This is a genomic window from Alteribacter populi (assembly GCF_002352765.1).
Lineage (GTDB): Bacteria > Bacillota > Bacilli > Bacillales > Salisediminibacteriaceae > Alteribacter > Alteribacter populi.
Genome location: NZ_KZ293963.1, coordinates 927,963 through 942,785, shown reverse-complemented (window position 1 = coordinate 942,785; position 14,823 = coordinate 927,963). Strand labels below are relative to the sequence as shown.

At 41.4% G+C, this 14,823-nt stretch carries 12 protein-coding genes; all 12 read left to right on the top strand.

Annotated features, from left to right (window positions below; all coding sequences use genetic code 11):
* Positions 1–2: 2 nt before the first annotated feature.
* On the top strand, positions 3–1,580 hold the full coding sequence (locus tag CDZ94_RS04605; RefSeq protein ID WP_096435340.1) for a DEAD/DEAH box helicase: 1,578 nt from the start codon (positions 3–5) through the stop codon (positions 1,578–1,580).
* A gap of 252 nt (positions 1,581–1,832) precedes the next feature.
* The gene (locus tag CDZ94_RS04600; protein ID WP_096435339.1) at positions 1,833–2,171 is read left to right on the top strand and encodes a YfjL-like protein; all 339 of its coding nucleotides are present in this window, start codon (positions 1,833–1,835) and stop codon (positions 2,169–2,171) included.
* Positions 2,172–2,383: 212 nt separating this feature from the next.
* Positions 2,384–3,442, top strand: a complete 1,059-nt coding sequence (recA, locus tag CDZ94_RS04595; RefSeq protein WP_096435338.1) for a recombinase RecA — start codon at positions 2,384–2,386, stop codon at positions 3,440–3,442.
* A gap of 766 nt (positions 3,443–4,208) precedes the next feature.
* On the top strand, positions 4,209–5,204 hold the full coding sequence (locus CDZ94_RS04590) for a metallophosphoesterase family protein (protein ID WP_096435337.1): 996 nt from the start codon (positions 4,209–4,211) through the stop codon (positions 5,202–5,204).
* Positions 5,191–6,645 carry an AAA family ATPase gene (locus tag CDZ94_RS04585; RefSeq protein ID WP_096435336.1) on the top strand — a complete coding sequence of 485 codons (1,455 nt, stop codon included), beginning with the start codon at positions 5,191–5,193 and terminating at the stop codon, positions 6,643–6,645. The genes CDZ94_RS04590 and CDZ94_RS04585 overlap by 14 nt, the downstream gene beginning before the upstream one ends.
* Entirely contained in the window at positions 6,642–6,893 is a 252-nt protein-coding gene (locus tag CDZ94_RS04580) for a hypothetical protein (protein ID WP_096435335.1), read from the top strand. The genes CDZ94_RS04585 and CDZ94_RS04580 overlap by 4 nt, the downstream gene beginning before the upstream one ends.
* On the top strand, positions 6,886–7,554 hold the full coding sequence (locus tag CDZ94_RS04575) for an OLD family protein (protein WP_096435334.1): 669 nt from the start codon (positions 6,886–6,888) through the stop codon (positions 7,552–7,554). The genes CDZ94_RS04580 and CDZ94_RS04575 overlap by 8 nt, the downstream gene beginning before the upstream one ends.
* Positions 7,555–7,716: 162 nt before the next feature.
* Positions 7,717–9,285, top strand: coding sequence for a ribonuclease Y (rny, locus tag CDZ94_RS04570; RefSeq protein WP_096435333.1), 1,569 nt, complete (start codon positions 7,717–7,719; stop codon positions 9,283–9,285).
* A gap of 679 nt (positions 9,286–9,964) precedes the next feature.
* Positions 9,965–10,759: a TIGR00282 family metallophosphoesterase gene (locus CDZ94_RS04565; RefSeq protein ID WP_096435332.1), complete on the top strand. Its 795-nt coding sequence runs from the start codon at positions 9,965–9,967 to the stop codon at positions 10,757–10,759.
* Between the two features lie 210 nt (positions 10,760–10,969).
* Positions 10,970–11,230, top strand: coding sequence for a stage V sporulation protein S (locus tag CDZ94_RS04560; RefSeq protein ID WP_078595664.1), 261 nt, complete (start codon positions 10,970–10,972; stop codon positions 11,228–11,230).
* A gap of 482 nt (positions 11,231–11,712) precedes the next feature.
* Positions 11,713–13,455: a 2-oxoacid:acceptor oxidoreductase subunit alpha gene (locus CDZ94_RS04555; RefSeq protein WP_096435331.1), complete on the top strand. Its 1,743-nt coding sequence runs from the start codon at positions 11,713–11,715 to the stop codon at positions 13,453–13,455.
* A gap of 1 nt (position 13,456) precedes the next feature.
* Positions 13,457–14,323, top strand: coding sequence for a 2-oxoacid:ferredoxin oxidoreductase subunit beta (locus CDZ94_RS04550; RefSeq protein ID WP_096435330.1), 867 nt, complete (start codon positions 13,457–13,459; stop codon positions 14,321–14,323).
* Positions 14,324–14,823: the final 500 nt, after the last annotated feature.

Sequence of the window (14,823 nt, the reverse complement as noted above, 5' to 3'; positions counted from 1 at the left end):
ATATGAAATTTGAAGACTTCCAAATCTCGGAGCCGATAAGAAAAGCAATTAAAGATATGGGTTTTGAAGCTCCGTCACCGATACAAGAAAAAGTCATTCCTGTTATTTTAGATGGGGATGATGTCATCGGACAAGCACAAACGGGAACAGGGAAAACCGCGGCATTTGGAATTCCCCTTCTTGAAAAGATTACTGAAGCAAATCACATTCAAGCGATTATCCTTACCCCTACAAGAGAATTGGCGATTCAAGTGGCAGGAGAACTTCAGAAGCTGTCAAAACATAAGAACGTTCGAACGCTGCCGATATACGGAGGGCAATCCATAGGGCATCAAATCAAGGCGTTAAAACGAGGGGTTCAAATCGTAGTTGGTACACCAGGGCGCGTACTTGATCATTTGAACAGAAAGACGCTGCAACTAAGAAATATTCATACCTTTATCTTGGATGAAGCAGATGAAATGCTTGATATGGGCTTTATTGAAGATATTGAGAAAGTGCTCAAAATGGTGAACCGCGAGCGGCAAATGATGTTATTTTCTGCGACAATGCCACCGCCGATTCGCAAATTGTCAAATAAATATATGAAACAACCTAAGCAAGTAACGATTAGTAAAGGAGAAGTTACTGCGCCATCGATTTCTCAAGTTTACTATAAGGTTCTTGAAAAAAATAAACTCGAATCGTTATGTCGCGTGATTGATAGTGAGCATATAGACCTCGGCATTATTTTCTGCCGTACAAAAAAAGGTGTGGCAGAATTAACGGAAGCTCTTCAAGCCAGGGGATACATGGCTGATGGGTTGCATGGTGACCTTACTCAATCACAGCGGGATCTAGTGATGAGAAAGTTCCGTGATTCTAACATTGAGTTTCTCATTGCAACGGACGTAGCAGCACGAGGGTTGGATGTAGAAAATGTCTCCCACGTCATCAATTATGACATTCCACAGGATCCAGAAAGCTATGTTCACCGTATCGGAAGAACAGGGCGTGCAGGAAGGGAAGGATTTGCTTTAACACTCGTGACACCGAGGGAAATGAAGCACCTTCGCTCCATCGAATTGGAAATTAAAATGAGTATCCCTTCTCAAAACCTGCCTTCTATTGAGGAAGTAGTGGAAAAACAACAGGAAGTGTGGAAAAAACAAATTGTTGATTTGATGGAAACACATGATGAAACCGATCTATATGAATCCATTGTTGCGGATTTATTATCTGAATATCCAGCTGAAAAAGTGGTAACTTCGCTTCTGAAGCTTTCTTTTTATGGAAATGACAACCTTGCAGAGGAAGCCTATGACTTCGGGGATACGGGTGCACAAAAAGGCATGACTCGATTTTTTATTAACGTTGGCCGTAACGTAGACTTAACACCGAAAAAACTAGTAGAGGAAGTAGCAGACTTAGCTGGTATTCCAGGGAGGACGATCGGAAAAATTGATATTTTTGAGAACTTTACTTTCATTGAAGTTCCTGAAGAAGCCGCACCTTTCGTTTATGAAGCGATTAAATACTCTCGCTTAAATGGTGCTCGTGTCAATTTAGAGCCTGCAAAACCCCGTCCGAAAAGACGTTAAGAAAATATTATCTAAAGTGAGGTCCGCCCTGTGATGGCGGGCTTTTCGTTTCAAGAGTTAAGAAAGCATAGAGCGACCGAGCATAGGTCGTATCCTATAATGGGGCGGAACCCCATCTGGTAAGGGCGCCTTGCGCTTTTCTTAATACTCGTACTTATTTTTTACTTTTCATACCAAAATAGTCGGAAATCGTTCCAAATTGTTTTCTTCTCGCTTATACTGAAAGAAAGTATAGTGGAGGAAGTGAGTTACGTGAAGTGGTTAATTATAAGTGGTATAGTTGGAGCTGTTATTGTTTCTTCTATATTCGGATACTTGTATTTCAACGGAACCCCCTTGGCCCATAAAGCAGCAAAACAACACGCCGTGGACTTTGTCTCATTTGAATATACAGTAGATGAAGAACACCTTCATGTGACTTCTACAAGTTATTCGTCTGAACATAAAAGATACTCGGTTCAATTGGAAAACCTTGATGAAAAGGGACAGAATTACGAAGTTGCTGTAAGGATGGACGGCTCACTTGAGTCAACGCTTATCTTAGATGTTACCGGACAATATGATGAATTTGGAATGGCATATTGTCATTAACACTATGATGTGAGTGTGGCCTCTCTTAGGTTTGTCATCTTGCCATCAAGCTCCGTAACTTGATTAAAAAATACGAACGAATGTTTGTAAAAACTATTGGCAAACGTCTCAAAACAAGGTAAGATAAGAGTAAGTAATTGAAACAGCTACTTTTTTAGGTGAAAAATGAAGAGTTCGAATATAAAGGGAGCTGTAAAAGGAGAGATAAAAGAATGTCAGATCGCAAACAAGCATTAGATATGGCTCTACGTCAAATTGAAAAACAATTTGGTAAAGGCTCGATTATGAAACTAGGAGAACAAGCTGAACAACGTGTATCTACGATCTCAAGCGGTACGTTAGCATTAGATATTGCATTAGGTGTAGGGGGCTACCCAAAAGGGCGCGTCGTCGAAATTTATGGTCCTGAATCTTCAGGTAAAACGACCGTAGCTCTGCATGCTATTGCCGAAATTCAACGTGAAGGTGGACAAGCTGCCTTTATTGACGCAGAACATGCGCTAGATCCTGTTTACGCTCAGAAGCTCGGTGTTAATATTGATGAACTGCTTCTTTCCCAACCAGATACAGGAGAGCAGGCTTTAGAAATTGCAGAAGCTCTCGTTCGCAGTGGTGCTGTTGATATGATAGTTGTCGACTCAGTAGCGGCACTCGTCCCAAAAGCAGAAATCGAAGGAGAAATGGGCGACAGTCACGTCGGTCTTCAAGCTCGCTTAATGTCTCAAGCTCTTCGTAAGCTTTCTGGATCTGTTAATAAATCAAAAACGATTGCGGTGTTTATTAACCAAATTCGTGAAAAAGTTGGCGTGATGTTCGGGAATCCTGAAACAACGCCGGGTGGCCGTGCTCTAAAATTCTATTCATCTGTACGTTTGGAAGTCCGCCGTGCTGAGGCGTTAAAACAAGGAAATGACTTGGTTGGTAATAAAACGAAAATTAAAATTGTTAAAAATAAAGTCGCGCCTCCATTTAGAACTGCAGAAGTCGATATTATGTATGGAGAAGGAATTTCCAGAGAAGGATCAATTTTAGATATCGGCTCAGATTTAGATATCGTGCAAAAGAGCGGTGCTTGGTACTCATTTAATGATGACCGATTAGGGCAAGGGCGTGAGAATGCGAAACAATTCCTAAAAGAGAACAATGAAATTACAGCGGAAATTGAAGGTCGTATTCGTGAGTATCATGGCCTTTCAGAACCAAAGGAAGTACCTCCTGGTGAAGCGGACTTTGAAAACGAAGCGGAAGACGTTCCCCTCGACCTTAAATAATTGTTGCAAATGAGCATCCATATGAGATGCTCATTTTTTAATCGTTTAGGAATTTATATTTGCTTAGGTTGTAGATACCATTTTAGAAATTGGAGTTACATCTAGATGTCAAATAACCGGCCCGAGTCGGGTACACGGGAGCCTTACGCTTTTCTTATGTGGAGTAAACACTTCCTGCAAACAAGGTACTGTTAACCACTGGTTTTCTATTATAAGATAAAAGAATGATTTTCATAATTCTGAGCCCAGACAGCTCATGGGTTCTAAGACATGAAAAAAGGAGTACCTTCCCAAATGGGAAAGACTCCATGTCGACTATTGTACGACTAGAGAGCTTGTTTAGTATAGAGGCTTTGTATTAATTAGAACCTACCCAGCGTTTTATTGAGATTTTTTCGGTTATTGATATAAGTCTTGTAGTAAATCTGGTGGCAAAACACTCCAGATTAGGCCTTAGGTAGAATTGAATTACCTGTTAATGGTTCAGTCGCTTGTTATCCCAGTCGGGATTCTTTCAGTTAAACAGTGTAAGGTACCGGAGAGGGAAACGGGCGAAAGTTCAACTGGACCTGGTACCGGAGCTGCAAAAAGATAGTTATTAAAGCTTAATTGATTATAAAAGGATGTTCAAAAAGTCCGAATTTAGCCGTCGAACTACGTAACCTTACTAAGAACTGCCTTGTCACAGTGATCTAGGTGACTTTCGTACTCGAATTTTAGGCTTTGATTGTCCTCCTCTTTGAACAACCTAAATAAGGAGTCAAAAATGAAATTCCTTTATTTTACCGATACGCACATTAGAGGAAGTGCACCGAAAAACCGCTTGGATGCGTTTACTGAAACGCTTAAAGAAAAGATAGAAGAGGTAATAGAAGAAGCTAACAATAAAGATGTAGATTTTATTTTGCATGGTGGTGACGTTTTTGATCGTCCCGATCTCTCTCCGAATACCGTAGGGCAATTTGCGAAACAGTTTCGTAAAGCGAAAGCTCCTATTTATACGGTTGCTGGGAATCATGATACTTACGGTCACAATCCGAAGACGATTGACCGGACGATGCTTGGTTTGCTCGATGCGTTTGGACTCATTCACGTGATTGAACCTGATGAACCTGTTTTAGTTGAAGGCGACAACGTAAAGGTACAAATATCGGCACAGCCTTATCACTATGACCTTGATCAGCGCGATATACGATTAGACTATTATCCGGAAAACCAAACGGGAGCAGACAAACTAATCCACCTCGTTCACGGTATGTTAGTTGAAAAGAAGCTCCCTGAGGGAATCCCATATACGCTTGTTGACCAAATGTGGAATACAACGGCTGATGTGTTATTAACAGGCCATTTTCACGGAGGGTTTGGTTTAAAAGAGCAAGAAGGCAAGTGGATTGCGAATCCTGGAGCTATCGCTAGAGTGAATAACCATTGGTCTGAATTAATCAGAATGCCGAAATACATTATTGGAGAAATCACAAAGGAAGGCACCACGTTAACAGAACACCAGATCCGCTGTGCGAAAAAGGGAGAAGACGTGCTTGATCGTACATTTTTGGAAAAGGCTTCACAAAATGAAGAAAAACTTCACGAATTTGTTCAACAAGTTCGCGAACATGCCGATTTTCAAACGTTGAATATAGGAGACATCATTAACGAAATTGCTTCCAACCGACAAGTTGATGAACCTGTTCGAGGTGAAGCACTAAGGAGAATTACGATCGTACAGGAACGTTGGGAGGGAGGAGACAATGAAACGGATTGAGCGTATGCGTCTGGAAAATTTCCAGTCTCATTTAGATACGACACTTGAGTTTGATGAGCGATTAAACGTTATTGTAGGACCGTCAGACAGTGGGAAAACAGCGGTATTGCGAGCGCTTAGGTGGATCCTTTATAACCAGCCAAGAGGCAGCGATTTTTTGCGTGTGTCGGCTGATTACGTAAGAGTAACAGCGTTATTTAATGACGGCACGAAAATTGTCCGTGAGAAAACAGCTTCTAAAAACCGTTACCGGCTAACACGTCCTAATGAGGAAGAACTCGTTTTAGAAGGTTTTGGTGTCCATGTTCCAGAAGAGATTCTTGCGGCTCATCAAATGTATGGCCTTCGTCTTGATTCGGAACATACTCTTTCATTACAAGTCGCTGAACAGTTAGACGGTCCTTTTTTATTATCGAATACAAGTGCGATGCGAGCCAAATCGGTAGGTCGGATTAGCGGAGCCCATTTTCTTGATATGGCAAAGCGGGATACAGTTAAAGATGTATCTCGGCTACGAAGCTATTATAAACGGGAAGAACAAGAAAAAGAGACGCTTGAACAGGATATTGCTCGTTACCGAGGACTGTCCGATTCGAAACAGCATTTAGATCAGACGAAACGAGACCTTGATCAGTTTCAAGACGCAATTGATGAGCTAAATAAGCTTCATAAAGTAAAAGAGCGCCTTGCTATGAATAAACTAGAAAAGCATAAAGCAAAGGGTCACTTATCCCGTGTTGAGAACGTAGACCGTTGGGAGTTGTCCTTTGTAAAAATGGAAAGAACAAAGAATGCTGTTTCACAATTGAATTCTATCAATACAAGGAAGCAAACGATGGAAGGAGACCGTTTGAAAGCGCAGCAGTGGCTAAATAAACTTGGCACAGTTGAAGCTGCAGAACAAGAACGGACCCAAGCAGAAAATACAATTGAACGGGCGGGAGCATTAACACAGCTGAAAAATCAATATGATGAATTGCAAAAGAATGCAGCAAAAATGACGATTCACCTCGAGGAGACAGCTTTTATTGAAAATAAGCAAGTCTTAACCACGGAACAAATCAGCCAACGCTTATTAGTACTTGGAAAACTAAAAGCTATTCAGGACAACAGAGAACAACTAGTAACGAAACAGAAAAAAGTAAGAGATAACTTAAGTCGGGTTGACTCGATCGTAGAAACAGATCGTGCGATGCGCCCATTAACAGATCGTCTTGAACAGAAACGAAAATTATCAGATTTACATGCTCAAAAACAAGACATTGAAATGAGGAAACGAGAAGGCTTAGTTTTTTTAGAAAAAAACAAAGAAAAGCTCGACTCCCTTACCTCAAGATATCAAGACTTGCTAGAATTGAACGGCGATTGTCCTACCTGCGGTCAGCAGATCAAAGAACACGCTCTAAAGGAATGGCTTAATCACGGGAGGAATATACGATGAAAAAGTACGAAGAAGATTTGTCGGCAATTAAAAACGCGATTGACAGGGCAAAAAATATCAAGTATAAAGCAGAAGCTAGACTTGAAGAATTAGAAAACCAGGAAAAAAGACTTCTCATGGAGCTTGAGGAATTAGGGGTTAAGCCAGATGAATTAGACGATACCATTTATCGAATGGAAAAAGAGATTGCAGAAGGTATTGAAAAAGCGAAGCAAAACATTCCTAAAGAATTGATGCGTCATGACTGAAGGTTTGCAGGAAAAGCTAAACCAAGCTGAGGATCAATGGCAGCATACAAAAGACAAGTGGACCCGTTTAGAAGCGGAACATCAATTGCTCGCAAGCCAGCTTACTCGTAAGGAAGAAGAACTGCGAGACATGGAAGAAACGCTAGCAACTTATGAAAAAGTGACAGTTCTTCTCCAGCAGTCCGCAGAATTTGCTAGGAGTCAAGCGAAAGAACAAATCGAAACGCTTGTTACTAACGCCTTACAGTATGTGTTTGGCCCTGATATCTCCTTTCAAATTGAGATTGATGAACAAGGACAACGAACGGTTGCTGAATTTTTTGTCGTAAGTGAAATGGAAGGGACAAAAGTAAAAACAAAGCCCGCTGAAGCCCGTGGAGGCGGTGTAGTGGATATTGTCTCCCTCGCTTTGAGAGTCGCTTTTTTGGAGACAATTCAACCGAAAGCGGAAGGTCCGCTGCTTCTTGATGAGCCTGGAAAACACCTTTCAAATGAATATGAACTTCATTTATATGAATTTTTAAAATCTTTATCAACGATGTTTCACCGCCAAGTTATCATGATCACCCACAATCAACACTTGGCAGAATCAGGAGACAAGGCGTTTTACGTAGAATTAGATGACGGAATCAGTGGTGTATCCAACTCTACCAATGCTTGACAATCCTAACGTTGAGACATACAATTAAAAAGAATACTGTCATACACATACTCAATTTGAAATACCTGTGCTGGATGTGCGCTAAAACCGAAACAATGAAAATGACACGTAACAAATTAAAAAATCAACACAACAAGAATAGCATGAGGAGGTGAATCAGTCATGATTGACAGCATATTTGTTCTCATCCTCATTTTGCTACTCACTGCAGTAATAAGTGTCGTCATCGGATACTTCGTACGTAAATCCATTGCAGAAGCCAAGATTTCCAGTGCGGAACAACTGGCAAAGCACACGATCGAAGACGCCAAACGAGAAGCTGAATCCAGCAAAAAAGAAGCAATTCTTGAAGCGAAGGATGAAGCTCATAAACTCCGTATTGAATCTGAGCGTGAAGCGCGCGATCGCAGAAATGAAATTTCGAAAACAGAAAATCGCTTAGTACAAAAAGAAGAAGTTTTAGACCGTAAAAGCGAAACCTTGGACAAAAAAGAAGAATCTTTGGAAAAACGTGAAGAAGAATTGGCCAAGCGCCAACGTACAATCGACGAGATGAATAGCAAAGTGGAGGAGATGCTCCAACAGCAAAAAGATGAACTGGAGCGAATTTCTGGCTTTACGAAAGATGAAGCGAAAGATATCATCATGAAGTCAGTCGAAGAAGAATTAACACATGAAAAAGCGATTATGATCAAAGAGGCAGTAACAAATGCCAAAAATGAAGCTGATAAGAGGGCCAAGGAAATCCTTTCTATGGCGATTCAACGCTGTGCTGCAGATCATGTAGCCGAGACAACCGTCTCCGTAGTCTCATTACCAAACGATGAAATGAAAGGTCGCATCATTGGTAGAGAAGGACGAAACATACGAGCGCTTGAGACGTTAACTGGGATTGATCTCATTATTGATGATACACCTGAAGCCGTTATATTATCAGGTTTTGATCCAATTCGTCGTGAAATCGCAAAGACGACTCTTGAAAAACTCGTTCAAGACGGACGTATTCACCCTGCTCGGATCGAGGAAATGGTGGACAAGTCACGTCGCGAAGTGGACGAACTGATTCGAGAATATGGTGAACAGACAACCTTTGAAGTTGGTATTCACGGGCTGCATCCTGATCTCATAAAGATCATGGGCCGTTTGAAATTCCGTACGAGCTACGGACAAAATGTTCTTAAACATTCCATGGAGGTATCTTACCTCACCGGTCTCATGGCAAGTGAGCTTGGAGAAGATGTCACTCTTGCTAAACGTGCAGGACTGTTACACGATATCGGAAAAGCGATTGACCATGAAGTTGAAGGAAGCCACGTTGAAATCGGGGTGGAACTCGGCACTAAATACAAGGAACATCCAGTCGTCATAAACAGTATTGCTTCGCATCACGGAGATACGGAGCCGACTTCAGTCATCGCCTCTTTAGTAGCAGCTGCCGATGCACTTTCTGCAGCGCGACCAGGAGCCAGACGAGAAACGCTGGAAACGTACATTAAACGTCTTGAAAAGCTAGAGGAGATTTCAGAATCCTTTGATGGCGTAGAAAAAACGTTTGCGATCCAAGCAGGAAGAGAGGTTCGTATTATGGTGAAGCCGGATACGATAAACGATGAAGATTCGTACCGGTTAGCACGTGAGATTACGAAAAAAATCGAAGATCAACTCGATTATCCTGGACACATTAAAGTGACCGTAATTCGTGAAACGAGGGCAGTTGAGTATGCAAAATAAAGTGGCGCTTTTTGCCACTTTATTTTTATATTTTTGGCTCTATTAAAGTTTAGTGTTGTTATCAAAGAAGTTAAGACTGAGTTGTTGTGTGGTGAGCGAAGGTGCGACTTCAGTGGGAACAGCTCGAGCCGTGCCCGCAGAAAGCGTCCGCTCTAAGTGGCGTGTTTAAATGGGGGGGTGCTGAATAAGTAGCATACGCCTACATGGCAAGGGGATATGCTCTTTCTCATGGAGAGAATCTGCAAGGAAATACCTCTTCTTTTGCTAAAAGACTTGCACTGATTTTGAGATACACATGTGGGAGCCAAGGGTGCTGCTGCAATGGCGGAGACTCCCTCAGGAAAAGCAACAATGGTCTTTTTGCGACGAGGAACCGCAGGAGCAGCAGAAGACCCCGCAGTGAGCACGCCTTCGCGAATGAGGAGGCTGAAGCGTTGCCTACGTAAAGCGAAGCCATGGAAGTGGTACCCTTTGTATTTGAGTTCTAGAGTTATTCAGCAATCCCTAAATGAGCCTAAAAGGAGTCGAGTGTGTACAAGTACACTTAAGGTTAGTGATAGTGGCAATCCAAGTTCCCTATGTTATAGGTAACTAAGGCGCTTGCGCTAGAAGAATGAAAAAAGAATCAAAGGATAAAGTATGAACAGGCATCAGGCTTGAAAAAAGGAGTGCATTTATTATGAAATTATTATTTATAGGTGATGTTGTCGGATCTCCAGGTCGAAACATGCTTAAAGAATACTTAAAGAAATTACAAAGTAAGTACCGTCCGGATGTAACGATCGTCAATGGGGAAAATGCAGCTGCTGGTAAAGGTATCACAGAAAAGGTCTACCATGAGATAAAAGAAGCCGGAGCTAATGTGATAACGTTAGGAAACCATTCATGGGATAAAAAAGAAATCTTTGAATTTATTGATGATAAACACGATATGATTCGTCCGGGTAACTTTCCGGAAGGGAATCCAGGAACAGGGATTACATATAAGCAAGTAGGTTCACAAACGATAGCTGTTATAAGCTTACAAGGTCGGACATTTATGCCACCGATTGATTGCCCATTTCGAAAAGCTGACGAACTCATTGCTGAGGCATCTGAGAAGACAAAGCATATTCTAGTGGACTTCCATGCTGAGGCGACAAGTGAAAAACAAGCGATGGGATGGTATTTGGATGGACGTGCATCAGCGGTAGTTGGTACTCATACCCATGTTCAAACCGCTGATAACCGCATTTTGCCAGAAGGCACAGGCTTTATAACAGACGTCGGGATGACGGGCCCATATGATGGAATTCTAGGTGTTGATAAGGAAGCGGTCATCCATAAGTTTTTAACAAATTTACCAACTAGGTTTGAAGTTACTAAAGGCAGGGAACAATTAAACGGAGTCTTCATTTCACTCAATAAACAAACGGGAAATGCAGAATCAATCAAGAGGATCGTTATTAATGATGATCAGCCATTTTTCGACTAAACTTCTTAAAAATAGGCAAAACTTCCGGAAGGAATAATTTTATTGGTTTTGAATATATACAAAACGAGGTAAATGTATGAGTACAGTCAAGACGTCTCTTGCTCACAAAGCAAATAAAGTCAGAGAGTTTTTCAGACGGAGATTGATTGTTCGTTATGTTTTTGCCCTAACAGTCCTATACACGATAAACCATCCTAAGGAGGTCCTAAAGTGGAAGTATTAAAAGTTTCAGCAAAATCTAACCCTAACTCTGTTGCCGGTGCTTTAGCAGGAGTCATTCGAGAGAGAGGCGCAGCGGAAATTCAAGCAATCGGTGCTGGTGCATTAAACCAGTCTATTAAAGCCGTAGCGATCGCAAGAGGATTTGTTGCTCCTAGCGGTATTGATTTGATTTGTATACCCGCATTTACCGACATCCAAATTGATGGCGATGAACGAACGGCCATTAAATTAATTATTGAACCTCGTTAGGTAAGCTGTTCAAAGAAGGACGGAAACTATAGCTGGAAAAGTATCTTCGGTTATTGTCCCCCCCCCTTTTTGAAATTGTTGTTAAAGAAAGACAGTCAGAATTTGATAATGAATTTTCTATTAATAGGCATTTGGTTTTCAGGGCGTCACAATAGGTTGAAATTTGACCTTTTGAGACGCCCTCTTTGTTATTCGCAAGAAGTTTTTGTCGGAATAATAAAGAAAATTCGACTATGATTACAAGCGTTAAATCACTCAGACGAGCATAGGTTGTCATAAAGAGGTTTTAAAATGAAAGGCTGTTATCGCAACTCTTTTGAGCGTCTTTTCAACGCAATTGATGTTAAACCATTATGTTAAACCTACGGAAAACGACATACATAATGGTAGGTTGAATAGCCATTAAATAATAGGATATTAATCTATAACCTTCATGAAAATACACGTAAGTAATGAGCGTCGATTATAAAGGAGTGTAAAAAATGATTAATCAACTGTCGTGGAAGGTTGGCGGACAGCAAGGTGAAGGTATTGAGAGTACCGGAGAAATTTTCTCTATGGCACTTAATCGTCTTGGGTATTACTTATATGGATATCGGCATTTTTCTTCGCGAATTAAAGGAGGGCATACGAATAATAAAATTCGTGTAAGCACAACTCCAATGAATTCGATCTCAGACGACTTAGATATTCTTGTCGCTTTCGATCAGGAAACAATTGATGTCAATGTTCATGAATTAAAAGATGGAGGCGTAATCGTTGCTGACAGCAAATTTTCCCCTGTCAAACCGGATAACGCTTCTGTGAGGTTGTTTCCGATCCCATTTACGGAAATAGCAAATGATCTTGGTACTTCCCTCATGAAAAACATGGTAGCCGTAGGTGCCTCCAGTGCTTTACTAGGTGTGAAACCCGAAGACTTTACGAGCGTAGTAGAACAGATTTTTTCCCGAAAAGGCGATGCTGTTGTTAAAAAAAATATGGATGCGATCCGGGAGGGGATGAATCGGTTTAATAGTGAAGCAGGAGATGCTCTAGGAGATTTCCAGTTAGCCGATGTAGAAGTAAATAGACGGATGTTTATGATTGGTAATGATGCCATTGCCCTCGGTGCTTTAGCTGCTGGAGCTCGCTTTATGCCTGCTTATCCGATTACGCCTGCCTCTGAAATTATGGAATACTTAATTAAAAAGCTACCGGAGCACGGGGGGACGGTTATTCAAACAGAAGATGAAATTGCAGCATGTACGATGGCGATTGGTGCCAATTATGCTGGCGTTCGCTCCTTGTCTGCCTCAGCTGGTCCAGGTCTTTCCTTAATGATGGAAGGTATCGGATTATCTGGTATTACAGAAACACCGCTTGTTATCGTAGATACCCAAAGGGGTGGGCCAAGTACTGGCCTGCCCACAAAACAGGAGCAATCTGACGTCATGGCGCTTATTTACGGCACACATGGTGAGATTCCAAAGATTGTCATGGCACCATCTACTGTGGAAGAGGCTTTTTATGATACGATCGAAGCGTTTAATTTAGCTGAAGAATACCAGTGTCCAGTCATTGTCATGTCTGATTTGGCTTTGTCATTAGGAAAGCAAACAGTTGAACCATTAAACTACGAAAATATAAAAATCCGCCGAGGAAAATTTGATCCCCAAAAGGAAATGCCAGAACTTGAAGGAAAAGAGTACTTTAAGCGGTATGAAGTAACTGAAGACGGTGTTTCTACTCGAGTCATTCCAGGAATGAAAAACGGCATCCATCATGTAACGGGCGTAGAGCATAATGAACAAGGGAAACCATCGGAAAGTCCTAAAAATCGAAAAGCACAAATGGATAAGCGCTTGAAAAAGCTTAATAGGTTGCCAAACACTTTTCCTGAACCGGTATTTAAGGATGTTCGTCATGAACAAGCTGATCTTCTCATTCTTGGATTTAATTCCACTAGGGGAACAATTCAAGAAGCTCTTCCTCGCCTGGAAAAAGACGGTTTAAAGGTCAATCATGGTCACGTCCGGTTGCTTCACCCATTTCCGAGTAATGAAATTGCAAAGCTAATCGAGCAAGCGAAAAATGTCGTTGTTATTGAGAACAATGCAACCGGACAACTGGCCCAACTCATTAAAATGGAAGTTGGCTCAAAAGAGCTTACCCCTGTTAATAAGTATGATGGAAACCCATTTCTGCCAGCAGAAATTCACGAAGCGTGCAAGGAGTTGTTTTAAAATGGCAACGTTTAAAGATTTTCGTAATAATGTAAAACCGAACTGGTGCCCAGGGTGTGGCGATTTTTCTGTTCAAGCGGCGATTCAGCGTGCAGCTGCTAATGCTGGCTTGGAGCCTGATAAAATAGCAGTCGTTAGTGGCATTGGTTGTTCGGGAAGGATTTCTGGTTATATTAATGCATATGGATTTCATGGTATTCACGGTCGTTCACTCCCGATCGCTCAAGGTGTAAAAATGGCTAACCGTGAATTAACGGTAATTGCTTCAGGAGGCGATGGTGACGGCTTTGCGATCGGAATGGGACACACCGTTCATGCGATTCGCCGCAATATTGATGTGACGTATATCGTCATGGATAATCAAATTTACGGACTGACAAAAGGGCAAACGTCTCCTAGCAGTGAGATGGGCTTCAAAACGAAAAGTACACCGGGAGGGTCCATTGAATCAGCGCTTAACGTAATGGAAATGGCACTATCTGCAGGGTCTGGGTTTGTCGCACAAAGCTTCTCCAGTGACTTAAAAGAGCTTACCTCGTTAATTGAACAAGGGATTGCACATAAAGGTTTTTCATTCATAAATGTTTTCAGCCCGTGTGTCACGTTTAATAAGGTTAATACCTACGAATGGTTTAAAGAGAATATTACGAAGCTGAGTGCGGTGGAGAATTACGATCCGTCTGATCGAGCGATGGCGATGAATACGCTCATGAAACATGACGGGTTAGTCACCGGACTTATCTACCAGAATAAAGAAAAACCTTCATATGAACAACTCGTAAGTGGATTTCAAGAAGAAGCTTTGGCCGGTCAAACGCTTGAACTTGAGAAGAAGCAGTTTGAAAAGCTCGTCTCAGAATTTATGTAATCTCATTTAATTAGTGAATGGCGTCTTTCGAGGCGCCTTTTTCCTTGAAAGAATTTATAAACGGACAGTTACCTTCAAACCACTCGTTTCATGGGTAAAGCATCCTTGAGACACTAAAACATGCGGTGGAAGCTAACACTATATTTAATAAAAGATCGCTATACGGGTTTTCTTATAGAACTTACATTGCGCTCAAGAAGCAACAAACTTTACGAAAACAACCAAAAGTTAAGTGGAAGTTTGAGAGTTGGGAATAATAGCTGTCTAAACATTTTCGTTGCACACGATCGAAATTCGCAATTTCCGCGCCCTGCCTGGTCTTCTTTGGCCTTTTTGAAATCGACTAAAATAGAAATATTTTACTCCGAAATGTAAACCCTTACAATTAAGAGGGGAATCTTTAAAAAATATTAAGAGAAAATTTTTCAGGCGCGCAAATGTCCTTCCAGAGAAAACAGTTCGGTTTACGCAAACAAACCCCCATGCTAAAATAGATGAGA